Raw genomic sequence first — 26,991 nt, forward strand, 5'->3', positions numbered from 1 at the left:
CTCCTTGGGATGTCGGTCACCGTCTCCCGCGAGGCGGTCTTGTGCCCGGCGTCTTGCGCGCCGGTTCGCGTCCGCGCTTACCCGACTTATGGAACGAGCGCATGGCCGTCGGCATTTTGCGGCCTTCGCTCAGAATATCGAAACGCAGGGCTCCGGCAAGCGGAACCGCCTCGGCCAGTCTCACCCGCACGGGATCGCCCAACCGGAAGCCGAGACCGGTCTTGTCGCCGGTCAGGGCCTGATGCGCCTCGTCATAAATATAGTAATCGCGGCCGATGGTAGATACGGGCACGAAGCCGTCGGCGCCATAGGCGGGCAGTGAGACAAATAGTCCCGACTTGGTGACGCCCGAAATGCGGCCGTCGAATTCCTCGCCGATGCGGCCTGCCAGATGATGGGCGATCAGCCGCTCCACCGTCTCGCGCTCGGCCGCCATGGCGCGGCGTTCGAAAGTGGAGATCTCGGCGGCGATATCTTCGAGCTGTTCTTCCTCTTCCGGCCGCAGACCGCCGGCGCCGAGGCCCAACGACGCCACCAGCGCCCGGTGCACGATCAGGTCCGCATAGCGACGGATCGGCGAGGTGAAATGCGCATAGCGCATCAGGTTCAAGCCGAAATGGCCCATATTGGCCGGGCTGTAGACGGCCTGGCTCTGCGAGCGCAGCACCATCTCGTTGACCATGGCCTGATAGGGCTTGTCCTCGACCTTTTGCAGGATGGTGTTGAAGTTGTTGGAGCGCAGCGCGCCATGCGCGAGCGAAATGTCGAGCGTGTTCAGGAACTGCCTGAGCGTCTCCTGCTTGGCGAGCGACGGCTGGTCATGGACGCGAAAGATCAGCGGCTGCTTCTTTTTCTCCAGCGTCTCGGCGGCTGAGACATTGGCCTGGATCATCATCTCTTCGATGAGCTTATGCGCGTCCAGCCGTTCCGGCACATAGACCCGATCGACCGTGCCATCGGGCTTCAAGAGGATCTTGCGCTCGGGCATGTCGAGTTCGAGCGGCTGGCGGCGGTCGCGTCCGTCCTTCAGGATCGCATAGGCGTTCCAGAGCGGCTTCAGGATCGGATCGAGCAGCGGTCCGGTCTTGTCGTCGGGCGCGCCGTCGATGGCGGCCTGCGCCTGCTGATAGGACAGCTTGGCGGCGCTGCGCATCATGATGCGATGGAAGGTGTGGCCCGCCTTGCGGCCTTCCTTGGAGAAGACCATGCGCACGGCGAGCGCCGGGCGGTCGACATTTTCCTTGAGCGAGCAGAGGTCGTTGGAAATCCGCTCCGGCAGCATGGGGACGACGCGGTCGGGGAAATAGACGGAGTTGCCGCGCTTCAGCGCCTCGCGGTCCAGTCCCGAGAAGGACCGCACATAATAAGAGACGTCGGCGATGGCGACCACGACGATCACGCCGCCGGGATTGTCGGGCGAGGCGTCGGGCTCGGCCCAGACCGCGTCGTCATGGTCCTTGGCGTCGGCGGGGTCGATGGTGATCAGCGGCAGCTGCCGCCAATCCTCGCGATCCTTCATGTCGGCGGGACCGGCTTCGTCCGCCTCGCGCAGCACCGCGTCCGGGAAAATGTGCGGAATGCCATGGGCGTGAATGGCGATCATCGAGATCGCCTTTTCCGAGGCGACCGAGCCGACGACCGAAACCACTTTGGCTCGCGGCAGGCCGAAGCGGCCGATCTTCAGCGTTTCGACTTCGACCAGATCGCCGTCCTTGGCGTTGCCGACAAAGGAGGGATCGGCTTCGATCTCCATGCCGCGCTTTTCGATCGGCATGATGCGGCCGCCCGCGCCCTGGGAGCGAAACACGCCGAGCGCCGCATTCTTGCGCTTGTCGATGATCTTGACGACGCGCGCCGTATAGGCCGGGCCGCCTCGCTCCTTGTTGACGAAGATCTTGGCGACGACGCGGTCGCCGAGGCCCGCCACCGGCGCCTTCGACTTCGACCGTTCGGAGGAGCGGCGGATCAGCACGGCGGGCGCCACGCCGTTCTCGTCGTCCCATTCTGCGGGCCGGGCGATGAGTTCGCCCGAGGAATCGCGCAGCGTGATGTCGAGCACGGTGACGGGCGGCAGCGAACCGGGACGCATCAGCGTCTTGCGGTTCTTCTCCACCATGCCGTCATCCTCGAGCGAGCGCAGAAGCTCTTTGAGCTCGATGCGCTGCTCGCCCTTCAGGCCGAACGCCTTGGCGATATCGCGCTTGGTAGCGAGATCGGGATTGTCCTGAATGAATTCGAGGAGAACCTCGCGCGTCGGCGCCACGCCCTGGATGATTGCGGAACGGCTGGTGGTTTTCTGATCCGGTTTGCCCGTCCGGGATCTCGGCGCCTTGGACACTGAGCTCAGCTCTCCTTCGATTTCGTCTTGGCAGCGGCCTTGGTCTTGGCCCCTGTGGTCTTGGTCGCCGCAGTCTTGGCGGCGGTCTTCGTCGTCTTGGCTTTCGCCGCGGTCTTCTTGGGGGTTGCGCCCTCGGCGTCCACTGCTGCGGCTTTCTTGGCCGGCGCTTTCTTGGCGGCCGGCTTCTTGCCGACGCCCGCCTTGGCCGCGCGCTCGGCGATCAGGGCAAGCGCCTGTTCGATCGTGACGTTTTGCGGATCGGTGCCCTTGGGGATGGTGGCGTTGACCTTTTCCCAATTGACGTAAGGCCCGTATTTGCCGTCGCGGACGGTGATCTTGCCGCCATCGGGATGGTCGCCGAGGTCCTTGAGCGCCGCGGGCGCCGAGCGGCCGCGACCCGGGCCCTTGGCGGCCTTGTCGGCGATGACGCTGACAGCGCGGTTCAGACCGATCGAGAAGACGTCCTCGACGCTTTCGAGATTGGCGTAGCCGCCGTCATGCAGCAGGAAAGGCCCATAGCGGCCGATGCCGGCGGAAATCATCTTGCCGGTTTCCGGATGCTGGCCGACGTCGCGCGGCAGGTTGAGCAGCGCGAGCGCCTTTTCATGGTCCATGCTGTCGGGCGTCCAGCCCTTGGGCAGGCTGGCGCGCTTGGCCTCCTTGCCGTCGCCGCGCTGGACGTAAGGTCCGAAACGGCCCGACCGCAGGCTGATGTCCTCGCCGGTCATCGGATCGGCGCCGAAGGAGACGGGTTCGCTCGACACCGAGCCTTCGGCATCCGCCGCATCGGCCGACAATTGCCGGGTGAAATTGCAGTCCGGATAGTTGGAGCAGCCGATAAAGGCGCCGTAGCGGCCGAGCTTCAGCGACAATTTGCCGGTGCCGCAGACCTGACAGACGCGCGGATCGCCGCCGTCGGCGCGGGCGGGGAACAGAAGCGGCGCCAGCGCCTCGTTCATCGCGTCGATGACGTCGGAGACGCGAAGCTCCTTGGTCTGTTCGATCTGGGCGAAGAACTCGTTCCAGAAGTCGCGTAGCACGTCCTTCCAGTTCAAGTCGCCGGCGGAGATGCTGTCGAGCTTCTCTTCGAGCGAGGCGGTGAAATCATACTCCACATAGCGGGTGAAGAAGTTTTCGAGGAAGGTGGTGACGATGCGACCCTTGGCGTCGGGGATCAGCTTGCGCTTGTCGATCGTGACGTAACCGCGATCGCGCAGCGTCGCGAGCGTCGAGGCGTAGGTCGAGGGCCGGCCGATGCCAAGTTCTTCCATGCGCTTGATCAGCGTTGCTTCCGAATAGCGCGGCGGCGGCTCGGTGAAGTGCTGGCTGGCGTCGATCTTTTCCTTGGCGAGGCTTTCCTTGGCGCGGATCTCCGGCAAACGGCCGTCTTCCTCCTCGCCGGAATTGTCCTCGATCTCCTCGCGCTGATCGGTATAGGCAGCGATGAAGCCGTCGAACTTGATCACCGAACCGACGGCGCGAAGGCCGGCGACGCGGCCGGCGTTTTCCGCGATGATTTCGGCCGTGGTGCGCTCGATATCGGCGCTCGCCATCTGGCTGGCGATGCCGCGCTTCCAGATCAGATCGTAGAGACGGAACTGGTCGGCGTCGAGATATTTGCGCACGCTGTCGGGCGTCCGGGTGAAGTCGGTCGGGCGGATGGCTTCGTGCGCTTCCTGGGCGTTCTTGGCCTTGGTGGAGTAGAGGCGCGCCTTTTCCGGCACATAACGGGGGCCGAATTGCGCGCCGATCGCCTTGCGGGCGGCGTCGATGGCTTCGGGCGCCATCTGCACGCCGTCGGTACGCATATAGGTGATGAGACCGGCGACTTCGCCGCCGATATCCATGCCTTCATAGAGCTTCTGCGCCACCTGCATGGTGCGCGAGGCCGAGAAGCCCAGGCGCGAGGAGGCGGCCTGCTGCAGCGTCGAGGTGGTGAAGGGCGGCGAGGGATTGCGCTTGACGGGTTTCGCCTCGATGCTTTCGACGCGATAGGACGCGCCTTCCAGCATCGACTTCAGGTCTTTCGCCTGCACGCCGTCGCCGATGGAGCGGGGCTGAAGCTTTTTGCCGTCTGCGGACACCAGCCGGGCTTCGAACGTGTCGTTGCGCGGCGTGCGCAACAGCGCGACGATGTTCCAGTATTCCTCGGCGACGAAGCGTTCGATTTCGGCTTCGCGGTCGCAGACCAGCCGCAGCGCCACGGACTGCACGCGGCCCGCGGATTTTGCGCCGGGAAGCTTGCGCCACAGCACAGGCGACAGGTTGAAGCCGACGAGATAATCCAGCGCGCGGCGTGCAAGATAGGCGTTGACGAGCGGCGCGTCGATATCGCGCGGCTCGGCCATCGCGTCGAGCACGGCCTTCTTGGTGATGGCGTTGAACACCACGCGTTTCACAGGCTTGTCGCCGATGACCTTTTTCTTCTTGAGAATGTCGAGCACGTGCCAGGAAATCGCTTCGCCTTCGCGATCCGGGTCGGTTGCGAGGAAGAGGCCGTCGGACTTCTTCACCGCGTCGGCGATTTCATTCAGCCGTTTCTGCGAGGCGGCGTCGACTTCCCAAGACATCTCGAAGTCTTCGTCCGGGCGCACCGAGCCGTCCTTGGCCGGCAGGTCGCGCACATGGCCGAAAGAGGCGAGAACCTTGTAGTTCGAACCGAGATATTTGTTGATCGTCTTTGCCTTCGCAGGCGATTCCACCACCACTACATTCATTATCGACATTCCGCCTGACGGCTTCAGATTGTGGTTTTGTTGACCCTTTCGCCGCTTGCGAGAGGGAAATCTTGCTGGCTTGGCGTCCAGACTTCGCCGCGCTTATAGCCTTGCAACGCCCGGCAATGCAATCCATGGGCCAGACAATCCTTTCGGAGCCGCGAACGTCGTCGATGCAACGTGATACAACCATAAAATGTTGTGCAATTTGTTGCAATCTGAAATTAATCAATTATACTAACTCTAAGTGAGCTCAGCTCCGCGATACTATCATGGGTAGAGATTGGTTGTGCGATGGACAGACGATTGGATGTGAGCGCCACTGCTGTGGCGACCTCCTGGGAGCGCATCTCCTATATCAAGCAGATGCTGGCGGAACTGTCGCAAGTGGCGCGAGCCGAGCGCGCCGACCTTCTCGTCTATCTGATCGAGATGGCGTTCACCGAAGCCGGCGACCTGCTCGAGGCGCGGCCGCGTCAGGCCATTTCGAGCGACACGAGACCGCCGGGGTGGCGGTAGAGCCGGCCTGCCAGATCAAGCTCCAGCAGCACGAGATAGACGGTTTGCGCCGAGGCGCCGGTGTGGCGGATGACGTCGTCGATCTCCACCGGGCTCGGTCCGAGCGCATCGATGATGCGCTGGCGCTCGCTGTCGGACGGCGGCGGCAGATGCGCGCCGTCGCCTTCACGCGGCGGCTCCTGCGCTTCCGGCGGCGAAAACAAGTCGCGTTCGGTGATCGGGGCCATGGCCCGAAGCACGTCCTCCGGCTCGGTGACAATCTGCGCGCCGTCGCGGATCAGCCCGTTTGCCCCTTTGCAGCGCGGATCGAGCGGCGAACCGGGCGCGGCGAACACCAGCCGACCGAAATCAGCGGCATAGCGGGCGGTGATCAGCGAGCCCGACCGTTCCGCCGCCTCCACCACCACCAACCCGAGGCCGATGCCGGCGATCAGCCGGTTGCGGCGCGGAAAATCGCGGGCGCGCGGCTCCCAGCCGAACGGCATTTCGCTGACGGCCGCGCCGCCGTGTTCGATAATGTCTCGTAAAAGGTCCAGATTTTCGGGCGGATAGGGGCGATCGAGACCGCCGGCGAGAATAGCGATCGTGCCGGTGTCGAGGCTGGCGCGATGGGCGGCGGCGTCGATGCCGCGCGCAAGCCCCGAGACGATGGCGTAACTGGCGCGTCCCAGTTCTTTGGCGATGAGGCTTGCAAATTTCGCGCCCGCGACCGAACAGTTGCGCGCTCCGACCACGCCGACCGCCACACTGCGCAGAACCTTGGGATCGCCCTCGACTGCGATCAGCGGCGGGGCCGCCTCGATCTGCCTGAGCGCTTGCGGATAATCCGGTTCGCCGATGCCGATGAAGCGGGCGCCGCGCCTGAGGGCTTCATTCAACTCGGCTTCAGCCTCTTCGCGGCTGGCCACGCGGATCGGTCGGGTCGAACCGCCGCGCGCGGACAGTTCCGGCAGCATGTCGAGCGCGGTTTCGGCGGAGCCGAAATGATTGATGAGGTCGCGAAAGGTGGCGGGCCCGACATTGTCGGAGCGGATCAGCCTCAGCCAGGCGATCCTTTGTCGGTCGGAGAGCGCTATTCCCTTGGCGCTCCCCTGAGACATGGAGCCTTACCCCTTTTTGCCGATTTTGCTTTCCGTGCCCGACAGCAGCCGGGAAATATTGGCGTGATGCTTGGCGTAGGCGATAACCGTCATGACGGCCGCAACGGCGGCGATCTTCGGATCTCCGGTCAGATATTGCACCACCGGCACAACCAGCATTGCAACCAGAGCGGACAAAGAAGAGTAACGCGTGATGGCGGCCGTTGCAATCCAGACCAGCAGAAAAAGCAGACCCATCCGCCAGTTGAGGCCGAACATCACGCCGATATAGGTGGCGACGCCCTTGCCGCCCTTGAAGCCCAGCCAGACCGGGAAGATATGGCCGATAAAGGCCGCAAAACCGGCGATCACGCCCGCTCCGACGCCGAAAAATGCGTAAGCCAGTGCGGCGGGAACCGTGCCCTTGATCGCATCCAGCAGCAGCGTGGCGGCCGCCAGCTTCTTGTTGCCGGTGCGCAGCACATTGGTCGCGCCGATATTGCCCGAACCGATCGCACGGACATCGCCGAGGCCGGCGAGCCTGGTCAGGATCAGGCCGAAGGGCACCGAGCCCGAGAGATAGCCGAGAATGAGGGCGATGAGCGCGGGCATGGCCGCGATATTCCAGGTGGTGAGCGAATCCATGCGATCCCCCTCTAATAGATGGTCTATGCGCCGGTATTTAGCGCGAAATCCCGCGTCGCGATAGGCGACGAGGTTATCGCGGCCAACGATCAACCGGCAAAAGCTATGATATCAGGCGCCGAAGACCTGCTTGCCGCCCACATAGGTCGCCACCGCCCGGCCCGAGAAACGGGCGTTTTCGAACGGCGTGTTCTTGGAGCGCGAGATCAGGTCTTCCTTGATGCAGAGCCAGGGTTCGTCGAGATCGATCAGCGTGATATCCGCCGGCGCGCCGGGCTTCAGCGTGCCGCCGGGGAGACCGAAGATCTGGGCCGGACGGGTCGACAGCGCGTCGATGAGGCGTTTCAGCGACACCGAACCGTCGTGATGCAGACGCAGCGCCGCCGACAGCAGCGTTTCCAACCCGATGGCGCCGTCGGCGGCTTCGGCGAAGGGCAGGCGCTTGGTGTCGACGTCCTGCGGATCATGCGAGGAAACGATGATGTCGATATCGCCGCGCGCCAGGGCTTCCACCATGCCGACGCGGTCGTCCTCGGAGCGCAGCGGCGGATAGAGCTTGAAGAAGCTTCTGTACTCGCCGATGTCGTTTTCATTGAGCGCGAGATTGTTGATCGACACGGCGCAGGTGGCGCGGGCGCCGCGGTCGCGAGCGACCTTCACCGCCTCCACAGAGCCGGGAACGGAGAGTTGCGCGGCGTGATAGCGGCCGCAGGTGAGGGCGGCGACGCGGAGATCGCGCTCGAGCGGAATGATCTCGGCTTCGCCCGGAATGCCCGAGAGGCCCAGCCAGCTTGCAAGCAGGCCTTCATTCATCACGCCTTCGGAGCCGAGATATTTGTCGCGGGCTTCGAGCGCGATTACTGCATCGAAATCCCGGGCATAAGTGAGCGCCCGGCGCAGCACCTGGGTGTTGTGCAGCGACTTGCGGCCATTGGTGAAGGCCACTGCGCCCGCCTCTTTCAGCAGGCCGATCTCGGTCATCTCGTCACCGGTCAGGCCCTTGGTCAGCGCGGCGGCCGGATAGACGCGCACGGGCGAAGCGTCGCGCGCCATCTTCCGCACGAATTCCACCAGCGCGATGTCGTCGATCACCGGATCGGTGTCCGGCATCATGATGAAGGAGGTCACGCCGCCGGCGGCGGCGGCGCGGCCGGCCGAGGCGATGGTCTCGCGGTGCTCGCCGCCGGGTTCGCCGGTGAAAACGCGCGCGTCGATGAGGCCAGGCGTCGCGATCAGGCCCTGGCAATTGCGGATTGTCGCGCCCTCAGGGGCGCCCTGGTTCAGCGCGTCCTTGCCGGCTGCCGCGATCACGCCGTCCTGGATGACGACGGCGCCGACTTCGTCCATGTCGCGGGAGGGGTCGATGATGCGGACCCGATCGAGGATCGTGACGCTCATGCGCGTTCTCCCTTGTTCTGGCTGATCAGCAGCGCTTCCATCACCGCCATGCGCACGGCCACACCCATTTCCACCTGTTCGCCGATCACGCTTTGCGGACCGTCGGCGATCTCAGAGGCGATCTCGACGCCGCGATTCATCGGGCCCGGATGCATGACCAGGGCATCTTCCTTGGCCGCCTTCAGCTTTTCGGCGTCGAGGCCGTAATGGTGGAAATATTCGCGCACCGAGGGCACGAAGGAGCCGGCCATGCGCTCGCGCTGCAGGCGCAGCATCATCACCACATCGGCGTCCTTCAGCCCTTCCTTCATGTCGTGGAAGACTTCGCAGCCCATATCGGCGATGCCGGAGGGCAGCAGCGTCGAAGGCGCCACCACGCGAACGCGGGCGCCCATGGCGTTGAGCAGCAGGATGTTGGAGCGCGCCACGCGCGAATGCAGCACGTCGCCGCAGATGGCGACGATGATGCGCGACAGCTTGCCCTTGGCGCGGCGGATGGTCAGCGCGTCCAGGAGCGCCTGCGTCGGATGCTCATGCTGGCCATCGCCGGCATTGACGACGGAGCAGGACACCTTCTGCGCCAGAAGGGCGGCGGCGCCGGCGGCGGAATGGCGGATCACCAGCACATCGGGGCGCATGGCGTTCAGCGTCATCGCCGTGTCGATCAGCGTTTCGCCCTTTTTCACCGAGGAATTGCCGACCGACATATTCATGACGTCGGCGCCGAGCCGCTTGCCCGCGAGCTCGAAACTGCTCTGGGTGCGGGTGGAGGCTTCGAAGAACAGATTGATCTGGGTGAGGCCTCGCAGCGTCGAGGTCTTCTTTTCCCGCTGCCGGGAAATCTTGACGGCCTCGTCGGCCTTGTCGAGGAGAAATCCGATATCGAGCTCGTTCAATCCCTTGATGCCGAGCAGATGGCGGTGCGGAAAAAAGACCATGCGGCGCGTCCTTCCTGAATTTTCACGGTCTATAGGGGGCGACCGCATCAGGAGCAAGGCGGGGAGGGCGGAAAAAACGGCCCGTCCCCAGCCGGAGCGAGGTTATTTCAAGACGAGCAGGCCGGAGACGATGATGATCGCGGCGCCGGCGATGGTGTAGGCGTCGATCCCCGTGTTGAACAGGAGATAGCTGATCAGCGTGCCCCAGACGATCTGGCTATATTGCGTGGGCGCGACCAGCGACGGTTCGCCCAGCCGGAAGGCGCGCACCAGGAACATGCTGCCGCCGACGATCGCCGCCCCACCGGCGAAGAAGGTGGCTGCGGCAGGCAGGGTCAGCGGCTTCCACTCGCCCGAATAAGCCAGATACGCTCCGGCGCCGATGGCCAGCAGCAGCGCCGGCGCTATGGCGAGCGCCGTATCCGACTCGTCGGGATGGGCTTTCTTCACCATCAACAGCGTGACGGAGAACAGGCAGGCCGAGCCGATGGCCGCGAGATGACCGGCGGTAAACGCGCCTGCGCCGGGGCGAAGCGCCACGATGACGCCGATGAAGCCCAGCACCACGCCGGCCCAGGCGATCGGCGTCAGCCGCTCCTTGAAGACGAGATAAGACATCACCGCCACCAGGATCGGCGACATGAAGGCGATCACATAGGCTTCCGGCATGGGAATATTGGCGAAGGCGTAGTAGATCAACGCCGTTTCGATCGCCAGCAGCAGGGCGCGCAGATAGGTGAAGCCGGGCTGGCGCGGAACGACGCTTTTCACCCGCCCGCTTGCGGCGGCGATGGCGAGAAGGATCACGGCCGCCGAAATCTCCAGCATCAGCGTCACCTGCGCCAGCGCATAGGCGCCGCTTTGCAGCTTCACAGTGGCGTCGGCGAGGGTGAAGGTGCCGTAGGAGGCGAGGCCCAGAAGGGCGGCTTTCAGCTTGACGGCGGAAACGGACGGCACGGCGTGTTTTGCGGCGAGGTCGGACATGGATTCTCAGGGGCTCGAAGGGCGGGCGCAGGCGGAAGGCTGGACCCGGCTCTGCGCGCTGTCGCGCCGCGCCATTCTGATTCCCCTCCGCATGTACCTGACGGTACGGTCGTTTCGGCCCGGCCACAACGAGAAAAGCAGGCCCGAAGGCCTGCCTGACGATTCTCGGGACGACCGTGTCCCCAAGGCTACAGCACGAAGCTGCCGGCCATGAAGGCGAGGACCACGAAGACGAGGAAGATGATCAGCGCCAGCACGAACAGCACCTTGGCGATGCCGGCCGTCGCCGCCGAGACGCCCGAAAAGCCCAGAAAGCCCGAGACGATCGAAATCAGAAGAAAAATCAGCGCCCATTTGAGCATGTGTTGCCTCCATCATGTTTCGCAAACCGAACGTGAGAGAGGCGGATTTGTTCCGGTGCGAACGCAGAAAGGCGCAGGATCCGGCTGGGATGCGAGATGGGGGGCTGGATGAACAATCCAAAATCTGTCGGTTGACGCGGCCATTCGGAGCCGGGTCAAAAGAAGGAGCCCTTTTCACTTTGCGGAGTGAGTTTCATTGATGACGCCAGCGTCTGGTCGAGTTACAGTGCCGAAGCGGCAACTGAAAAATCGGACGTCATCATTGAATACCTATAGAAGCCGCCAGGTTATTTCAAAAGATGAATTTCTGCATGCGCTGACGACTGGTGAGTCCGAGATTGTCACCGCCGCAATGATGGACGCGGTTGACTCCATCGACGATTCATCCTGGTTGTTGGAGCAGCTGAAGTTTCAGCTCCAAAATAGTAAAGACTATTGGATTGTTGGCACATCGATTGTCGCGCTGGGCGAGCTTGGGTTATTTCATTCTGATGTCGACCCCAAAGAAATCTACCGGCTCATCGAGCCGTTTGAAGAGAGGGACGGTTTCCGCGATTGGGCGGAGGATGCACTGAGTGATCTCCGAATTGCTATGAATGGTTGAGGCCGGTTGAGTGCGCCCAAATGGTCCATGAAGTTAGCGCAATCAAATACTTTCGACCGTGTTGAAGAACAATTGATGGTGGCGCAGGAAATGTTTCCGCTATACGTCGACGTTGTCCCAACTCTATCGGCGAAGCACACGCGGTCCATCCAAGTCAGCTTTTCACCGATGTCATATCAGCCAACATTCCCCCACTCGCTAGCGCCCCGCTGAGGAGAAGAGATGTTCTCGCATCGTGTCAGTTTGATCGGCTATTTCTTGATCGCCAGCGCCGTATTGACCGCATGGCTGGGCCTGCAATTCGATGACTACTTTGTCTTGTTCGTCAGCGCAAACGCCTATGCGATCGGGCTTTTGCTCATCATCATCGGCGTTGTCGTCCGTGGCTTCGAACGTATCGAAACAGCCCTTCGAGCGTCCCGGCTTAACGACTAGGCTGCACGAACGTACCGCGATCAAGCAATGAAATAAATGGCGATCCCTGCAGGGCTCGAACCTGCGACAACCTGCTTAGAAGGCAGGTGCTCTATCCAGCTGAGCTAAGGGACCGCTGAGGGCCTCGGAGACCGGGGCCGTGACACAAGCGCGGACGATCAGTGCGTCCAGGGCTGGGTGCGCGTATAGCGGAAATTGTCGATGTAGGAAACGGTCTTGCGGGTGGCTTCCTTGGGCTGGATCACGCGATAGGCTATGCCGTGGCGCTGGGCGTAGGCTTCGGCGAGTTCCTGGGTCTCGAAGGTCAGCTTGACCTGCTGCTTCATGTCGCCCGAGCCGGTATAGCCGAACAGCGGGTCGATGACCTTGGGCTTTTCCATCTCATGCTCCAGCACCCAGAGATGGGTCTTGGCCTTGCCGGACTGCATGGCGGTCTTGGCGGGACGGTAGATCTTGGCCGTCATAATCTCGGACACCTCATCAAGCATCAAAAGCGGTCGTCGGTCGGCTTTTCGCCGCGATATCGGCACTTTGCCACAAAATCCTGAAAAGGAAAACAATGTGTGGCGTTTCAGACTGGTCGGAGTGGAGACATTCAAAATCAAGGAAGACTTTGAAATTCAACACTTTTTATCGGCGATCTGAAAAATTGTAACCGACGACGTTTTGTTTGTGAGGATGTCTTTAGCTTCGATCCGGGGCCTTAGCAACGTCTTTTGAGAATCATCCACACACGACATATGTCGTCATTCCCTAAATTTCGCACAGCAATGCGAGCCGCTCACCTAGCGTTAGCTACCGCTTTTTGGAGGATGCTGCGATTTAGACTTCGGCGAACGTTGCAGCGACCGATGAGAGCGGAATGAACATCGCCTTGAAGTTGTTTTGGTCTTGCGCCGGATCGGCAAACACTTCGAACCCCATCGATTGGTAGATCGCCCGAACGGTATCGTTATAAGCATGAAGCGTCAGGGCATACACGCCTACTTGCTCACGCACGTCTAGAGCTCGCTTGAAGGCGTCTAACATGAGTTGCACTCCTAGCCCCTTGGGGCCGTTTTTGTCGCGCGCAATCATGGTTAGATAAATCGAAGGAATTGCAGCAAAGCGGCCGAACTTCTTGTCAGCCTCTTCGTTCATGCCCGGTCTGAACGTCATCGTTGTTAGCGCGTAAAATCCGAGTGGCGTCTTGTCGTCTGCGTGACGCGCTACAAACACCCTTTGCGAGTAAGCTTTGTGGCTTTTAGAGGCGTTGTTCTTGAAAAAGTTATCAATTTTATCAAGGCCGCAGCAAAAAGCCCCTCGCGGATGATCGTCGAGGGGCTCGATAACAATTTCTTCCATCCGCCAGACGACTTACTTTGAGCGCGTCACAAACTGCGCACGGGATTCACGGATGAGCTTTGCCAAAGCCGGCACCGAAGTGGCAGGCTTTTCCATCTTGGCTTTCAACTGCTCGAATTTAGCCGTATCATAAACAACTGGCATCGGCGTGAACTCGCCGTCATCTTTCAGAAGTGCGACCATCTTGGCCTCCAACGTCTATGCAGAGTAAACGCAAACAGTTAAGGATTTGTTCGGTGGCAAGCGTTATTTCTCTTCTTGCTCTCTGCGTTTTGAGAGCTAAACATAATGCGTAGTGGAATATTTAGCAACAAAAATCCGAGACGCCGATGTTCCTGAAAGCCCGCCGATCTTCACCGGCGGGGTTCGTTATCAGGTCGCGGTGAGCGGCCTAGGCGGCTTCGTCCGGCGCGGGCGACGCGTTCTCGATCACCCGCATAAGCGCCAAAACCGATCGCCGATCACGTCCATAAGCTCGCCATCGGTGACCGCGCCGGCCATGCCCTGCCGAAGTGCTTCCACGACTTGCTCGTCGGCATAGCCGAACCGGGCGAAGCGGTGATCGGTGTTTCTGAATTCGTTGTCGAGGGCGATCATGCGGCGGTAGTGCGCGACCATGATCTTTTCCGGCGTCTGCGCATTTGCCGGGATCGACACCGGGCCAGCGCCGGCCGCTTCGGCGGCGCGGGCGGCTTGTCGCAACGTGGCCTTGAGCCGGCCCACGGCCTCGTTAAGGGCTTCCTTCGCGGCGCGGCGATCGGGCCCAAGCGGCTCGCGTAGCTCTGATTTGTTGTCGAGGAAGGGCCGAAGCTTTTTGGGAATCACCACACGGGCAAAATAGCGCCCACCACGATCCAGAAGATAGGGGATATCAGCCAATGCCTTTTTCGCCATTTATCGAAGCCCGTTTGTAACAACGATTGTAACAGGGTTTCGAACAAAGGTCGTTGTTTTTCAACGTTTTTCAGGCGTTTCAGGCACTTACGTTACAAAGAAATGGTCGGAGTGGAGAGATTCGAAATCGCACCGCGTCCGACTATTCTTTGTATTTCAATCACTTATAGAGCCCTCATTCGCAGTTTTTGTAGCAAATTATATTGTGTGTTTTGAAGCACAATCGGCGACTCTGAAAGCCTGCCGCTCCAATAGCTCTGTCGCGTTGCCGAATCAAGAGGGCTGAAAAGTGCTGCAAACGATTCTATGTCATTTGAGGAAATCAACTTCATGTTGTGGGTGATTTTATTTGGAGCAATTCAGAGTGCCAGTTAGTCTTCGTTTGGATCTTTGATTAGAGCAAGACGATACACCGCGAGTGCGGAGGCAATGATCAATAAAATCGAATAGACGAAAAGAAAAAAACCGATGAATGATCCGATGCTAGAGGCCCAGAAATAGGTCGGGACAACCCAAGGGTCCGATGCTTTGTGACTGATAGCAAAGTCAATCAGCCAAGTGCCCTGAAACAGTATCGCCCAAATGAGTGAAAGAACCTGAACAAATATGAAGTGAAAAAACGTGGCATTGATTGCTTCGAGATAGGTCACACCCGGTCGCGCCTCAACTTTTCGAAGCGCACCTTTGAGTCGGCTGCCTATGATGCTAAAAAGTATGGCGTATGTGCCAAGGCTAAAGCCCAGTAACGTTGGCATGGCTGCTTCGACCCTAGAAGGCCATTGCGGCGTTAGCCACATCGAGTAGTTTAAGCCAGATATTATCACCGCCAATCCAAAAAGCGGCGAGCCGATAAGGCCGCGAAATCCTCCGTAAGAGTGGAAGTAACGCCGAAGTCGCTTAAACAGGGCTTTCCATTGATCAAACATAGCTAACGTGCTACCCGAGGAACCGCTGGCAATAGAGCGTCGAAGGCGCTGCGTTCTGATTGGACATCAGGATCGAACTTGTCGTGAAACTCTTCCGGATATTTCTCGCTGTTTAAATTCACCGCTCCTTTATCGTCACGGCCAATTACTTTTACCGACCCATTGTCCAGTGCGATTTTGCTTATCCTTTTTATATCATCGTCTGGCTCTATAGAGCCCCTCGCATCTGCCTTATATTTAACGGTAAATTCTCTACTTTTTGTATTTGCGAGATGAGCCTCGATGTTTTTCTCAAAATCATCGTCGAAAACATCAGTGTTAGGCTTTAGAATAGTTACTGATATTTCTTTTATGCGTTCAATTTTGAACATCTTGTCCAACGTCGCACGATCCTGAACAATGGATATCTGAGCTTCGCCAAATTTCTCCATAACATCCAAATCCCTTGAAAGGTGGCTAAAGAAATTATGGGCAGATGGGGGTGTTAATACTTTCTTGTTGGAATAGGTCTGAAAATATAACCGATGATAGCGTGCATAAAAGGTGAAGTAAAACTGCGCAGGATTATAATGAAGGTTATCTGGTATTTTAATCTCTGAGACATCATCTTTAGTTGCCTCTTCAAGTTTCTCGGAATTGAACCAATCCCCATCGGAATCAAACTTGATAAAAGTTGTTATCACGCCTCTTATTATGCCGTCGTTCGCTTTCGATGCATCCAAAGTGGAGATCATCGCATGTCGGTCCCCATGCACCGGCCCAATTAACTTCTTGCGATAAATGTCAACCATCCAATCCATATAAATCTCTGGGCTGTGAGGATGAAGACGAATATTTAGCGACGCCGCCGATACCTTGATTTTTCTTGCCATTGGAATCTCCCCTTAGACTCAACAAACCTAGTAAGCTCCAGCGTTTGTTGCAATCCTTGATCGATTCAACCGGTTCATGTAGAATCTTGCAGTGTTCTCTTTATGTTCTTTATCTGGGTTTCTGTCAATTGGCCCGCCGATCTTCACCGGCGGGCTTCATTGTTAGGTCGGATTGATCGACTACGCGGCGCGGCTGAGCGCTTTCACGCGGACGCGCGGCTTCTCGTCAAGTTCGCTGCCGAAAACGAAGTGGCCGGCCGTGTCATAGCCGATGACGCGCCTTTCGAGTTCCTCGACAAGCGAAGTCGCTTGTTCGTAGAAATCTGGCAGTTCGCCCTGTTTGGTGTCCTGAGCTTCATTGAGCGCATTGAAGATGACTTCAATTGCCTGCTCGCGAGGCGAGAGGTTCGCAACTGCATCCATGCTCATCGCCATGTTACGCGGCCCCTGCCTGCGTTTCGTTTTCTTCAAGCCGATCCTTGAAAACCTGAAAATCGAAGGCGACCATGCGCAGAAGGTCAACGTAGCCCTTAAGCTCGCCGGCGATTTCAATCAGGTGATTTGCAGGGTCATCCGACGCTGCCGCTTCTTTGGCGACCTGCTCAAGAAACTCGTTCAGATCCTCATATTCTGAGGTCGGTGCGAGCGCCATCGACGGGAAGTACGCCCGATTGATCCGGCCGGATTTGCCGCGCCTGACAAACTTCTCATCAACGAACCGGGCAAAAAGCTCTTGTTCGGTCATCGTTGCTGAAGATGTGGAGTTCATGCTACTATCACTTTCTGCCCTATGGGCTTTGTGTGGCAGGTGTAAGCGCCTGCCTCGCTCATGCGTCTGCCGGAAAGGGTGCGGGTTCCAATCGACTCCCTATCCGGCAGAACCTCTTTATGACTGATCATCGTCCAAGCTTTGGGCCAGCGCCATCAACGCAGCGGCCTCTTCTGGAAGAACGAACGTCTGATATTCGTGGCGCGATTTCTTGCCGTAGCCCTGATAGAGCGTCATGAGCTGCGTCATCTCTGCAATGTCTTTTGCATCCCTACTTCCGACTTCAGGGCTGGCCTGAAGCCGGGCCATGATCTTTTCTTGCTTAAAGAGCGCGATCAACTGCGCGAGGATGCGCGACACTTCGAGACAGCTTGTGATCGCCGATGCAATGGCGATCATTTCCTGTCCATTCTTGCCGGGCTTGAGCGTCTCAGGCGGCAGAGAAGACATAACCTCAAGCGCATATTCGAGCGCGCCGGAGCGGTCTTCGTCTTCGGCGACCCATTCAAAGAAGCCGTGTTGCAGGAATGACGTGTCGAGCGGCTTCTTCTCGATCTCCAAAAGCCCTGCCTTGATTGCCTTCTGGCGTTCGCGCCAGCGCTTTTGCTTTTCTGCGTTTGTCAGTGCCATAACCATAACCCTTGCTAGTAACCTTGCGTTTAGAGGTAACGGTTATGATTGGCAAGCCCAGAAGTTACGCCACTTGCAAAATTTCTTCCGCGTCCACCGGCCGGCTGCTCTCCGGCCAAATGCCAAGGTGCTCGCCGAGCGCCAAGACAACGTCGTCCCGGATGCGGTCTTTCAGGATGCCGCCGAGGAAGCTGTCGAGGATAGAATCGACATACCGGGAGTGATCTTCGTCATTCATGTAGATTGCAGTCATGTTCGCCCCTTCGTTGGTTGCGTCACAAGATCTGAATCATTCGCTCTCGGTCGTCAAGGATTTTTTAATATAAATATCAATGGGTTAGATCAGTCAATATTGACTGATCGCTTAGAAGCTTGGGATGCGGCTTGACGAAATTGTTAGAGCGCCACATATGTTGAGGCGTGAGCGCAAGAGTGCCGTCCTAATAGGCGCACTCCTATGCCCAGAATCCAAAAGCAATCCCGCCCTGATCAGAAACATACGCAAGCTGTGCGTGAAGAGCCGCGTCGTCGGTTTACGAGCGCCTTCAATCAGGCGGAACGTGCCGCACGCATCGTCAACGCGATTGGGCTGATCTGGCGCTTCGTTTGTTGGCTTTGGCAAGAGCTTCAGGCCTACATAGATTGAGCGACGTGCGATGCGCTCGCTTCGCTCGCCTCCGCGCCCTTCGGGCTTGGCCGTCCTTCACTCGCTTCGCTCGTTCCGTCCGGTCGTCTTTGGTTGCTCGCCGGGAAGTGTGTCTGTGTCGCCTGTCCATCAATCACCGGGAATAGGTCTATTCCCCCGCCTGATAGAACACATACAAGAGACAGTGTTTCAGTCTCGTGAGTCTATCAGGCGGGGGATTGTCTGTTGATACCGTTCAACAGGTAGGTAAAGAACAAAGGCTGTCAGGCCAGCGAGGAGGCTTCCATTGCCCTCGCATTAGTTCCGAATCCAATCTTTCGATTAAGCGGTTACACCTCTCGGTGCGCGCCACATGCTGCATATCACTCAACAGCCATGTGACCGAACGTTGTGACCTTGCACAGAGCGTTCGTCTTTTGACAGTCTTCGCAGCGCTGTCGTTCTGTTCGCTTCTGGCAAGCTCATAGCGCCGGTCTAGAGTCCCTTTTTAGCGCCGTATCGTTCAAGGCCAGTATCGCATTTCCGGTCTGACAACCAAGAAATGTAAGCAAATGCCTTGACTGTTTGAGAGTAAAAACGTATCTTACTTTCATCGTTCAAGGCGAAAGGGCTGGCCGGCTTCCAAAAAACAGGCCTGCCCTTTTTGTTTTCCGGTGAGGTCGATTATAGACCTGTGCTTTTGCTGGTGCAACAACTCATTTAATTTAGTGATCATGATGGCTTATGCGCATTAAACGCTAAGTCATCTCGATTCTATATTGTCGACCGTGCGGAATAATCGTAGAATAGTCGTTCAACCAAAAGCGAGGAATTCCCCTCGCTTGTCCGGTCGTATTGATCAGAACGCCTGCAAGGAAAGCCCCGCCTTGCGGGCGTTTTGCTTTATCGTCTCCTGTTCAACATATTGCCGACGCGCATCTGTTTTCTCAACTCGTCGACCACGACGCCGCGCATGGTGTTTTCCATCTCTTTGCCGACGCGCTTGGCGAGGTCGGCGTTTTGCTCGGGTGTTCCGCCGTTGGCGTTCACGGTGACAGGCGCGTTGATGGTGACGTTCTGCGCCGCGCCGCCGTTGCCGGAAGAACTTGAGCGGCCGGCGAACCTGTCCATCTGATACGGCGGATTGCTGCCGACGTAGCCGCCCGATGCGAAGCCCTTGAGCGCCGAGCGGTGCGCCGCCTCAAGATTGCCGACGCCGATGCGGCGGACGGCTTGGGCGCTCATGACGTATTCGCCGCGATGCACGACGCCGGCCGGCTGATACTTGCCGCCGTCGCCGGTATATCCGCCGTTGGCCCAGCCGAACAACGCGCCGAAGATGCCGCCGCCCTTTGACATACCGAAGAGACCGGCCAAGGGGCCTTTCCCGAGCAAAGACGCCTGAAGCGCCGCGTCGACAAGGTTGTTCAGCAAGTTGCGGAGCGCGCCGTTCAATGTCTGCGTTCCGGTGAGAAGGCCAGAAAGCGACGACGTGAAGCTCTCCGCGAAATATTGCTGTGCCTGCTTCAAGCCTTCGGTCGATGTCGCAACCTCCCGGTTCTTGCCGTTCAACTGGTCGGTCATCGCAATCTTCTGGCGAAGCTTGGCGATCTCGGCGTCGGACAAGGTGACGCCGTCGCGCTTCAACTGCGCAAGACGATCATACAATTCGAGTTCGACGCGCTTCTGACTCTCCGACATGCCGGAAAGAGACTGTTCGAAGCGGGCGCGGCTAAGGCCTTCGTCGATTGCCTGATTCAGGTTGCGCCGGGCGTCGGCTTGGCGCTGCAAAAGTTCGGTCTGGCGTTCCTGTCCCGGCGACGGGTCAAGCTGCTGCTGTCCGGTCGGTGTTCCCGCGTAGGCGTTCCGGATGGTGGAATCATCCACGCGCTGAAGACCTTCCCAGCGCCCACGCAACGCGTCGACGTTGCCGCCTGTGCTGCGGAGAATCCACCGGGCGATTTCGTCCTGTGTCGCGGCGTCGAAGGTCCGATCGCCGGCAAGGCCCATTTGGCGCATGGCGTCCTGAAGCGTCTGGCGCGTGATCTGGTATCGGCCCACGGCGGACGAATTGAAAGTGTTGGCGGGGTTGGCGAGCATACGGCCCTGAAGCGCCATGATCTCGTCCAACGTCATGCCGGTGAGGTTGACCGCGCCGCCTGTATAAGCGCCGTAGCCGAGCGTCTCGTTATAACCGCGCCCCCTGTCGGTGCCTTCGGCCGCGCCGATCAAGTCGAGGATATTGTCGTGTTGACCATAGGTCGCGATCGATCGGGCGCGATTGGCGAGGTCCGTCGCCTGCATGAGTTCGCCCATAGAGCGGGCGTTTCGCGCGGCGTTCATGTATGCGGTGTTCAGGGCGTCGGACTGTGCCAGCGCGTCGAGGTCGGCTTTCAGGCCGGGAACCATGGCCTTCAGTTCAGCCAGGGCGGTTTTGAAGTTGCTCGCCGCCGTGGCGTTGCGGTCGAAGGCCGGCGAAAGCTGTTCACTGGAATCCTTGACGCCGTCGAGCGCCGGACGAGTGTCCTGCAATGCCTGTTGCACTTCGCGAATGCGCGCGTCCACGTCCCGAAGGTTGGCCTTGACGCTCTCGTCAAAGCCGAGCGAGCGGGCAACCGGCGACATACCGTCAAGCTCTGCCATGAGTTCGGCGCGGCGCTTGAGAAGGTCATTGAGTTCGGAAAGCTCTTGGCGCTGATCATAGTCGCGGCGGGCATTGTCGAGCGCGCCGGGTGCAAGCCGGGTGCCGTCGAGCCATTTATCAGCGCCGACGCTTGCGCCTGCGTCGCGGATGGCCTGTGCAATCGAGGCGGCGACGTTCGCGCCGTCGATGGCTGCGGCCTTGGCCCGAACGGTGAAGTTCCGCCACATGGTTTCAAACTCGGCGTCGATGCGCTTGGCGGCTTCGATCTGTTCCTTGCTGAAGGTTGCGGCCTCACTGCGGAGCTTCTGGATTTGCTCGACGGACAAGCCGAGGGTCTTCGCAAGCTCTTCCGCGCCGGTTCCGCCGAACAGTTCGTCGAGCGCGCGCGTCTGGCCTGCCTGATCAAGCTGTTTGATCTTGCCGATCAACTCGTCGAGGAAGGCGTTCGGCTCGCGAAGCTTGCGGCCCACCTCTTCGGCGGAATAGCCGAAGCGCGTGAACCATTCCGCGCCGCCGCCTTTGCCGGTTCGGGCGAATTCATCGCCGCGAATGTTCAGTTCCTTCAAGGCGTCGGTGACGCCGTCAACGCTTGCGCCGGTCGCCTTGGCGACAAAGGCCCATTGCTGCCAAACCTTCGTCGAGACGCCAGCCTTACGGGCCTCGCGATCGACTTCGGCGACGGAATTGGCGATCTCCTTGAAGGCGAGCGCCGCCGCGCCAACGCCGGCAACCATGGCGCTGCCACGGCTGAAGGCGGCGAAACCGTTCTCGATGGTCTTGCCGATGCGGTCAAATGACCGGGAATAGGTGTCTTCAATCTTCCGCGCCGATTGCCGGGCGCGGTTTTCCATGTCGGTCGCGCCGCGTTTGTGGATTGCGTTCGCTTTCGCAATGCCCTTTTCGAGCTTGTCGACGCGAGCTTCGATGTCGACCACAAGGCCGGGAAGTGCTGCTTCATTCGCCATTGGAATTCCTCAAAATGTAAAAATACCCTCGCTGTCGGGGTCATTGTATCGGGATCGGTTGTCTTGGTAGATCGAGGCGAAGCGGACGGCCATGAGCGCGGCGACGGCTCCGTCGATCTTGTCGCGGGCTTTGGACTTGTCGAACTTGCGATTGCCGGATGCGTCTTTGACGACGGCGACGTTGTCGAAGTTCCAGCGCAAGACCGGATTGCCGGCATGGTAGAATTTGCCGTCGAGAATAGCCTTCTCGACAACGTCACAGGCCGGTGACATGGAAATGAAGCCCTGTCGGAAGTCGACAACGGGAAGGTCGTCTTCCAAGAGGTTCTGCTGCGTCTTCTGTGCGCGCCATGGGTCGAACGCGATTTGCCGAACGTCATGGTCCGCGCAAATCCGCCTGATCTCGGCTTCGACGAAGTCGTAATCGATCGCAGCGCCGGGCGTCGGTGTAATCAAGCCCCGCTTTGCCCACTCGACATAGTTCACGCCTTCGAGCCGCGACTTCTGTTCGATCACGTCTTGAGGGCAAAAAAACCATGGCCGGATGATATAGCCGCCGTCGTCGGTCGGCCATGCGGCGACGATCGCGGTCAGGTCGGACACTTGGGAGAGATCGACGCCGAGGAAGCAGGGGCGGCCCTTGAGCGCCTCATAGTCGATCGGAAGCGAGCCGCAACGGTCATAAATGACCATATCAACGAACGGTGACGCAGATTGATTTTGCCAGACGCCGAGATAAAGCTGCTGCAGAATTTCGCGCTCGATGATCGAATATTCGGCCTTGATCTTGCGCTCGCGAAGCGCCTGAAGCGACGGATAGCCATCGGCGAGGCCGGGAAGCAGTTTGTGCCACAGATCTTCATCACGCCAATCCGCATCGGCGGACGCTTCGAAGATGATGGGCAGGGTGTGCGGGTCCGTGAGTTCGCCGGTTTGAATACGCTTGGCGGCAAACACTTCCTTATAGGCAAGCGTCTCTTGACCGCTGCCTGCCGTTGTCAGCACGACGGTCAAGCTGTTGTTGGTCTTGTCGGCTGCTGAAGACAGAACGCGCCAAAGCTCGCGATGTTTCTCGGTCTTCCAAGCGTGAAGTTCGTCGGCAATGACCACGTTGGGCGTAGAGCCATGATGCCCCAAACCTTCGGATGAAATCGCCTCATAGCGGGCGCGGATATCCTTGTTCACGATCTGGGATTTGTAATCCCTGATTTGAGCCTTGCGCTTATATCGCGCGTCCTGTGAGACGATAAGCGACACTTCCTCGAACAGTTCGCGTGCCTGCTTCCGGGCGAAGGCTGCGGACTGGATAAGGCCGCCGGGAATGCGTTCGGGTCCGAAGGTGCAAAGCAGAACAATCGCCGCGGCGAGTGCCGTCTTGCGTGAGCCGCGGCCCATTTGCATGACCACCTTCTTAATGATCCGGGTGCCGTCCGGGTTGCGCGGCCCGAAGATGGCGCGAATGATACGCTCTTGCCATTCGGCCAACTGGAAAGGCTTGCCCGGTGCATTGCTCTTCGGATGCTTGTTTCTGCGCAGCCATTGAATGGCGCGTTCGCCATCGCCGAAGGTGTCCTCAATCGGCGAGTCGTCAAACAGCCATGCCGGATAGGTAATGAGCGCGCTCACAGAAAATCCTCATCGTCGGCAGCGGCTTCGCCAAGGGCGGCACGTGAGCGTGCCGAAGGGGTCAAGCCGAGTTCGCCGGCCGCGCGAAGCTGCATCTGCTGCGCTTGAATGAGGGCAGTGCTTGCGGGGTGCCGCTTGCCGGATGGCAGAACGTGACCTTCGTCCTGAAGCTGGCGATGAAGCTCGCGCATTGTGCCGGTGGAAATGCAGTGATTTTCCAGTGTCGCCATGTCGGCGACGGTGAGAACCTTGCGCTCAAGAATGAGGATCGGCGCAACACGACGCCATTCCGCTTTCGCGTCCTTGGCGAGGTATGCGGGCGGCGGCGGGACGGTGACGACGGGCGAACTTCCCGGCGCGATCGAAGCTGGTTTCAGGCCGCGTGTCATTCGCTGGCCTCGCCTGTGATTTCGAGACCGTCGCGAACGCCAAGGTCAAGGATGCTCTTCACATTGAAAGCACGGCCCAAGAAACGGATGCGGTCGGCCGTAGTCAGGCCGGTGAAGTATTTCGTGCGGAAGGTGACACGATCGGTCCCGGCCTCGCCGAAGCCGGTCGTCGCTTCGTCGATCAACTGGCGCGCGACTTCGGCGCGAACGGTGCCGACTGTCGCCCAGGTGGAAACGATAGAGTGAAATTCGTTCTTCACCTCAACAAGGCGTTCAATGAAGATGACGCGGGAGAGTTTGCCAGCTTGCATTTACACCTTCCACCGCACCACGGCTTCAGCCGTGATAACGCCATGCACGTAGTTGAGCGCCGGGTCTGGGTCGCGCATCCATCGGATAGCCGGAAGCTGGAATTCATCGATGGAAAAGCCCTGTGTCTTCGGGGCGATCTTCAGGGCGTTGCAAACAGCAAAACCGATATGTTTGGCCGTTTCAGCGCCGTCTTCGATGGCCCAAACATGCAAGTCGAGATAGACGCGCGCGACAAGTTGCGAGCCGGAAGCGTTGCCGAGAAAGATGGTTTGACCGCCGCTCATGATGATCTCCGGAAGGTTCTCCGGGCGAGTGCTGCCGGCGCGGATATGATCGGGCGTGACAAGCGCTGTCACGGCTGGCGTATTGATGAGCGTGTCGCCAATCGCTTTTTGAAGTGCAAGGGTCGGCTCAAGCATTCTTCGCCGCCTTCTTAATTGCGGACGTGATCGCGGCCTTGAGGCGGCGATCGATGCGGGTTCGCGCCAAGCGCCAGCTAGGACGAACGAACGGCTGCGCTTCCATCTTCACGGTTCCGAATTCCAGCATGTGACCATACCGGGCGTGGGTGTCGCCGACGGTGACGAGCACCTGATTAGGGCCGGCCGTGCGCTTGCCGCCGTTGGCCGCATAGGGCGGCGTCGTCTCGCCGGGGCCGGTGACGGTGATCGACTCCTTGAGGTTGCCGGTGTCTTCGGGGACCAACGCGCGCATGTTCCGCGCGACTTCCTCGCCGCTGCGCATGAGCGCCGGCCGAAGTGCTTCCAAGATCGCGGTCGGGATAGCGTTCAAGCGCTTTTCAAGGTCGCGGGATTGTTCGGTGAGTGACTTAGGTTCGGACATAACCCGTCACCTGAACACGATACGGACGCAGCAAATCGGCGACGCCATAGGGGATTTCGTTGCCGCTGGTGCCGACAAGCACGGTTTCGCGGTTGGCGTAGAAGTGCGCGGCAAGCTGCAAGATGGCCTGTTTGATGTCGATCGGAACCGGCGTGAAGTCCGAAAGCGGCTTGCCGAGCATGGCGACGGCGCGGCTCTCCGCTGCGTCGAGATAGTGCTGAAGCAACTCGTCGGTGCCGGCCGCAAGTCCGCCGAGCGCGCCGGGATCGATCAATTCGTCGCTGCCAATGTGCGCTTTGAAGAGCGCAAGGCTGATGATGTTGGTCATTCTTGGGTCGTCTTTCCTGAAAAACTTATTTTGGGCGTCTCTTGCGCGTGACTCCCGCCGCCGGTCCCTAAGCGCTCTGAAAAGTCCTCAACCACCCCCGGGGTGCTGTCATTGGCCCGTTGTGGTCCGTTTCCGCCGGGTCCACCCATGGCGATTGCTTCATGCTGGCCATGCTTGGAGATGCGAGCGCAAAGGGCGTCGTAGCTGATGCCGAGATGGTGAGCCCATTCCTTGCGGGTGAAGCTCAAGCCGTCGAAGGTGATGCGCTTGTCGGACTTGCTCCGCTGCTTGCCGCCTTGACCGATCGCGGCTTCAAGGCTGCCAAGTTTCTTTGCGCGTGCAAACAGGGTTGAGATGCTGACGCCGAGAAGGTTCGCCCATTGCCGCGCCGTGAGGGATCGACCGTTGACGGTATGGATTTTGGCGACACGGCCATGATGGTCATCCGGCGCTTTCGTCTTGGGCTTCGACTGCTGCACAGGCGCGACGGGAAGCCCTTCATTGTCTTTTGGCTGCGTCGACCACAACGGCATGGTTTGGCCTTGCTCGCCATAGATGACGGTGAGGAACTGGCGACGGCGCTCTTCCTGCTTATGTCTGGAATAGGCGAGGGCGCGCGCGAGGGCTTGCCTGCTGTCACGTTGGAATTCTTCTGCATCGATTTGGCGAGCACGTTGGGCGGGTGTCACTGGATGGACCTCGCTTGATTGCGATCTTCCAATGTGCAACCGTCAGCCTTCGTTCGCGTGCGGAAAGTGGAGTCGACGTTGAAAACAGAAATCTGGAAGCGGCTCTCTGCGGCCGTGCTGATCGTCTTCACATTTCTGCTCGCAGCCTGGCTTCTGATCACTTTCTGGTTCGGGTTCGCGACGATGTATGGCGTGTGGTTCGGTGGTGGATTGTGAGAGTTGCGCCTGATCATGCGTCGCGCTCCTGCTTCTGCTTGGCGCTGCTGTGACAGGGCGTGCAAAGGGGCTGCCAGTTGGCTCTTGTCCAGAACAGGCGCATGTCGCCGCGATGCGGCTTGATATGATCGACGACGTTAGCCGGCGTGGTTCGGCCCATAGCTGCGCACAGGCGGCAATGGGGATGCGCGGCGAGGTATTCACACCGGGCTTTATCCCATTCGCTCGTGTAGCCGCGTTGACGGGCTGAAGGACGGCGAGCGTCATGGCGAGCTTTGCGTTCGCGGTCCTGCTTTTGCTGACAGGTGCAACGGATGCTGGCCGGGACGATGTTGCCGCACTGGCAGAGGCGAGGCGGGCGCATTAGCTGGCCTCCCCGGACAGGGCGCGGAGCGTGGCAAGGCCTTGATCGATCTCGGCTTCGGTCGGCAGGTTGCGAGGGTCGTCGTCTTCCGCATTGCCGTGGATGAGCCGGAGCATGTCGAAATGGCCCTTGCGAGCGTGTTCGATCTCGGCGGGCGTTGCGGCCCAGGTATCGGCCGGCGACCAGTGCAGGACGCCGGTCGCAAACTCAAAGAGTTCGGTGAGGTGATCTGTGAGCACGAAAGGTTTGGATGACGGCGCGGCCTGTTCGGGCGCGTCGTCTGTCCAGCCGAGTGAATGCTTCACGAATTCGACGATGGCCGGCGTAAAATCCTGAATCAGGCACAGGCCATTCATTTCGGTCTTGGCCGCGATCAATTCAGACGTTCGGGTGATGTCGTCGCATCCAATCGCGATGAGATACGAGATTGCGCCGAAGTGACATTCATCGAGTTTTTGCCGGAGGTCGTCGAGGTCATATTGCTGCGCGACGAGCAAACCGGCCCGCAAAGACGGACGCAGACGGACGGCAATGTT

The 26,991-nt window shown here is 59.5% G+C and carries 33 protein-coding genes and 1 tRNA gene; 5 read left to right on the forward strand and 29 right to left on the reverse strand.

From position 1 onward, the window contains the following. Positions 1–16 precede the first annotated feature (16 nt). Positions 17–2,275, reverse strand: coding sequence for a ribonuclease R (gene rnr / locus E8Q41_RS00140; RefSeq protein WP_246660037.1), 2,259 nt, complete (start codon positions 2,273–2,275; stop codon positions 17–19). A gap of 68 nt (positions 2,276–2,343) precedes the next feature. Beyond that, the gene (gene topA / locus E8Q41_RS00145) at positions 2,344–5,055 is read right to left on the reverse strand and encodes a type I DNA topoisomerase (protein ID WP_137153472.1); all 2,712 of its coding nucleotides are present in this window, start codon (positions 5,053–5,055) and stop codon (positions 2,344–2,346) included. A gap of 294 nt (positions 5,056–5,349) precedes the next feature. Here topA and E8Q41_RS00150 point away from each other — a divergent pair, with 294 nt between their 5' ends. Then, positions 5,350–5,574, forward strand: a complete 225-nt coding sequence (locus tag E8Q41_RS00150) for a hypothetical protein (protein WP_137153473.1) — start codon at positions 5,350–5,352, stop codon at positions 5,572–5,574. Here E8Q41_RS00150 and dprA read toward each other — a convergent pair. From dprA to E8Q41_RS00180, 6 genes are all read right to left on the reverse strand, one after another. Continuing rightward, positions 5,532–6,674, reverse strand: coding sequence for a DNA-processing protein DprA (gene dprA, locus E8Q41_RS00155; protein WP_137153474.1), 1,143 nt, complete (start codon positions 6,672–6,674; stop codon positions 5,532–5,534). The genes E8Q41_RS00150 and dprA overlap by 43 nt on opposite strands. A gap of 6 nt (positions 6,675–6,680) precedes the next feature. Then, positions 6,681–7,298 (reverse strand): glycerol-3-phosphate 1-O-acyltransferase PlsY, encoded by a 618-nt coding sequence (plsY, locus tag E8Q41_RS00160; RefSeq protein ID WP_246660027.1) that lies wholly within the window; start codon positions 7,296–7,298, stop codon positions 6,681–6,683. 111 nt (positions 7,299–7,409) lie between these two features. After that, the gene (locus E8Q41_RS00165; protein ID WP_137153475.1) at positions 7,410–8,696 is read right to left on the reverse strand and encodes a dihydroorotase; all 1,287 of its coding nucleotides are present in this window, start codon (positions 8,694–8,696) and stop codon (positions 7,410–7,412) included. After that, on the reverse strand, positions 8,693–9,634 hold the full coding sequence (locus tag E8Q41_RS00170; RefSeq protein ID WP_137153476.1) for an aspartate carbamoyltransferase catalytic subunit: 942 nt from the start codon (positions 9,632–9,634) through the stop codon (positions 8,693–8,695). The genes E8Q41_RS00165 and E8Q41_RS00170 overlap by 4 nt, the downstream gene beginning before the upstream one ends. Positions 9,635–9,736: 102 nt before the next feature. Continuing rightward, complete coding sequence (locus tag E8Q41_RS00175; RefSeq protein ID WP_137153477.1) at positions 9,737–10,618, reverse strand: DMT family transporter; 882 nt, start codon at positions 10,616–10,618, stop codon at positions 9,737–9,739. Positions 10,619–10,806: 188 nt separating this feature from the next. Further along, complete coding sequence (locus E8Q41_RS00180; RefSeq protein ID WP_137153478.1) at positions 10,807–10,980, reverse strand: DUF1328 domain-containing protein; 174 nt, start codon at positions 10,978–10,980, stop codon at positions 10,807–10,809. Positions 10,981–11,179: 199 nt separating this feature from the next. On the opposite strand from E8Q41_RS00180, the gene E8Q41_RS00185 reads away from it, so the two are divergent. Both E8Q41_RS00185 and E8Q41_RS00190 read left to right on the forward strand, forming a co-directional pair. After that, entirely contained in the window at positions 11,180–11,584 is a 405-nt protein-coding gene (locus tag E8Q41_RS00185) for a hypothetical protein (RefSeq protein ID WP_170976303.1), read from the forward strand. A 222-nt stretch (positions 11,585–11,806) separates the two neighbouring features. Continuing rightward, entirely contained in the window at positions 11,807–12,019 is a 213-nt protein-coding gene (locus tag E8Q41_RS00190) for a hypothetical protein (RefSeq protein WP_137153480.1), read from the forward strand. Between the two features lie 37 nt (positions 12,020–12,056). On the opposite strand, the gene E8Q41_RS00195 is transcribed toward E8Q41_RS00190, so the two are convergent. Together E8Q41_RS00195 and E8Q41_RS00200 are read right to left on the reverse strand one after the other, a co-directional pair. Continuing rightward, positions 12,057–12,133 (reverse strand) — tRNA-Arg (locus E8Q41_RS00195). 44 nt (positions 12,134–12,177) lie between these two features. Continuing rightward, positions 12,178–12,483, reverse strand: coding sequence for an ETC complex I subunit (locus E8Q41_RS00200; protein ID WP_137153481.1), 306 nt, complete (start codon positions 12,481–12,483; stop codon positions 12,178–12,180). Here E8Q41_RS00200 and E8Q41_RS00205 point away from each other — a divergent pair. Continuing rightward, positions 12,473–12,664, forward strand: coding sequence for a hypothetical protein (locus tag E8Q41_RS00205; RefSeq protein ID WP_137153482.1), 192 nt, complete (start codon positions 12,473–12,475; stop codon positions 12,662–12,664). The genes E8Q41_RS00200 and E8Q41_RS00205 overlap by 11 nt on opposite strands. A 177-nt stretch (positions 12,665–12,841) precedes the next feature. On the opposite strand, the gene E8Q41_RS00210 is transcribed toward E8Q41_RS00205, so the two are convergent. The 17 genes from E8Q41_RS00210 to E8Q41_RS00285 all read right to left on the reverse strand — a co-directional run bounded on the left by E8Q41_RS00210 (position 12,842) and on the right by E8Q41_RS00285 (position 25,875). After that, positions 12,842–13,363: a hypothetical protein gene (locus tag E8Q41_RS00210; protein WP_137153483.1), complete on the reverse strand. Its 522-nt coding sequence runs from the start codon at positions 13,361–13,363 to the stop codon at positions 12,842–12,844. 12 nt (positions 13,364–13,375) lie between these two features. Beyond that, positions 13,376–13,546: a hypothetical protein gene (locus tag E8Q41_RS25415; RefSeq protein WP_170976304.1), complete on the reverse strand. Its 171-nt coding sequence runs from the start codon at positions 13,544–13,546 to the stop codon at positions 13,376–13,378. 246 nt (positions 13,547–13,792) lie between these two features. Then, positions 13,793–14,257, reverse strand: coding sequence for a DUF6538 domain-containing protein (locus E8Q41_RS00215; RefSeq protein ID WP_137153484.1), 465 nt, complete (start codon positions 14,255–14,257; stop codon positions 13,793–13,795). Between the two features lie 371 nt (positions 14,258–14,628). After that, positions 14,629–15,183, reverse strand: a complete 555-nt coding sequence (locus E8Q41_RS00220; protein WP_137153485.1) for a hypothetical protein — start codon at positions 15,181–15,183, stop codon at positions 14,629–14,631. A gap of 2 nt (positions 15,184–15,185) precedes the next feature. Then, positions 15,186–16,055, reverse strand: coding sequence for a DUF4747 family protein (locus E8Q41_RS00225; protein WP_137153486.1), 870 nt, complete (start codon positions 16,053–16,055; stop codon positions 15,186–15,188). 180 nt (positions 16,056–16,235) lie between these two features. Beyond that, a complete protein-coding gene (locus E8Q41_RS00230) occupies positions 16,236–16,478 on the reverse strand; it encodes a hypothetical protein (RefSeq protein WP_137153487.1) in 243 nt (80 codons plus the stop codon). A 13-nt stretch (positions 16,479–16,491) separates the two neighbouring features. Beyond that, the gene (locus tag E8Q41_RS00235; protein WP_137153488.1) at positions 16,492–16,824 is read right to left on the reverse strand and encodes a hypothetical protein; all 333 of its coding nucleotides are present in this window, start codon (positions 16,822–16,824) and stop codon (positions 16,492–16,494) included. 117 nt (positions 16,825–16,941) lie between these two features. Continuing rightward, positions 16,942–17,454, reverse strand: coding sequence for a hypothetical protein (locus E8Q41_RS00240; RefSeq protein WP_137153489.1), 513 nt, complete (start codon positions 17,452–17,454; stop codon positions 16,942–16,944). A 64-nt stretch (positions 17,455–17,518) separates the two neighbouring features. Continuing rightward, on the reverse strand, positions 17,519–17,707 hold the full coding sequence (locus tag E8Q41_RS00245) for a hypothetical protein (RefSeq protein ID WP_137153490.1): 189 nt from the start codon (positions 17,705–17,707) through the stop codon (positions 17,519–17,521). A 1,275-nt stretch (positions 17,708–18,982) separates the two neighbouring features. After that, complete coding sequence (locus E8Q41_RS00250) at positions 18,983–21,688, reverse strand: hypothetical protein (protein ID WP_137153491.1); 2,706 nt, start codon at positions 21,686–21,688, stop codon at positions 18,983–18,985. 9 nt (positions 21,689–21,697) lie between these two features. After that, entirely contained in the window at positions 21,698–23,314 is a 1,617-nt protein-coding gene (locus E8Q41_RS00255; RefSeq protein ID WP_205910346.1) for a terminase TerL endonuclease subunit, read from the reverse strand. Further along, positions 23,311–23,703: a phage terminase small subunit P27 family gene (locus tag E8Q41_RS00260; protein WP_137153492.1), complete on the reverse strand. Its 393-nt coding sequence runs from the start codon at positions 23,701–23,703 to the stop codon at positions 23,311–23,313. Before E8Q41_RS00260 ends, E8Q41_RS00255 begins: the two co-directional genes overlap by 4 nt. Then, on the reverse strand, positions 23,700–24,014 hold the full coding sequence (locus E8Q41_RS00265; RefSeq protein WP_137153493.1) for a head-tail adaptor protein: 315 nt from the start codon (positions 24,012–24,014) through the stop codon (positions 23,700–23,702). Before E8Q41_RS00265 ends, E8Q41_RS00260 begins: the two co-directional genes overlap by 4 nt. Then, positions 24,015–24,434: a DUF3168 domain-containing protein gene (locus tag E8Q41_RS00270; protein WP_137153494.1), complete on the reverse strand. Its 420-nt coding sequence runs from the start codon at positions 24,432–24,434 to the stop codon at positions 24,015–24,017. Beyond that, positions 24,427–24,858, reverse strand: a complete 432-nt coding sequence (locus tag E8Q41_RS00275) for an HK97-gp10 family putative phage morphogenesis protein (protein ID WP_137153495.1) — start codon at positions 24,856–24,858, stop codon at positions 24,427–24,429. Before E8Q41_RS00275 ends, E8Q41_RS00270 begins: the two co-directional genes overlap by 8 nt. Then, positions 24,845–25,186: a head-tail connector protein gene (locus E8Q41_RS00280; protein WP_137153496.1), complete on the reverse strand. Its 342-nt coding sequence runs from the start codon at positions 25,184–25,186 to the stop codon at positions 24,845–24,847. The genes E8Q41_RS00275 and E8Q41_RS00280 overlap by 14 nt, the downstream gene beginning before the upstream one ends. Beyond that, a complete protein-coding gene (locus E8Q41_RS00285) occupies positions 25,183–25,875 on the reverse strand; it encodes a hypothetical protein (protein ID WP_137153497.1) in 693 nt (230 codons plus the stop codon). Before E8Q41_RS00285 ends, E8Q41_RS00280 begins: the two co-directional genes overlap by 4 nt. A 78-nt stretch (positions 25,876–25,953) precedes the next feature. On the opposite strand from E8Q41_RS00285, the gene E8Q41_RS25420 reads away from it, so the two are divergent. Beyond that, a complete protein-coding gene (locus E8Q41_RS25420) occupies positions 25,954–26,091 on the forward strand; it encodes a hypothetical protein (protein WP_170976305.1) in 138 nt (45 codons plus the stop codon). Between the two features lie 13 nt (positions 26,092–26,104). Here the strand turns inward: E8Q41_RS25420 and E8Q41_RS00290 are convergent, their stop codons facing one another. Together E8Q41_RS00290 and E8Q41_RS25425 are read right to left on the reverse strand one after the other, a co-directional pair. Further along, complete coding sequence (locus E8Q41_RS00290; protein WP_137153498.1) at positions 26,105–26,455, reverse strand: HNH endonuclease signature motif containing protein; 351 nt, start codon at positions 26,453–26,455, stop codon at positions 26,105–26,107. Continuing rightward, positions 26,455–26,832, reverse strand: coding sequence for a phage tail assembly chaperone (locus E8Q41_RS25425; protein ID WP_170976306.1), 378 nt, complete (start codon positions 26,830–26,832; stop codon positions 26,455–26,457). Before E8Q41_RS25425 ends, E8Q41_RS00290 begins: the two co-directional genes overlap by 1 nt. Positions 26,833–26,991: the final 159 nt, after the last annotated feature.

The sequence above is a fragment of the Rhizobium sp. FKL33 genome (genome assembly GCF_005222915.1).
GTDB lineage: Bacteria > Pseudomonadota > Alphaproteobacteria > Rhizobiales > Rhizobiaceae > Rhizobium_E.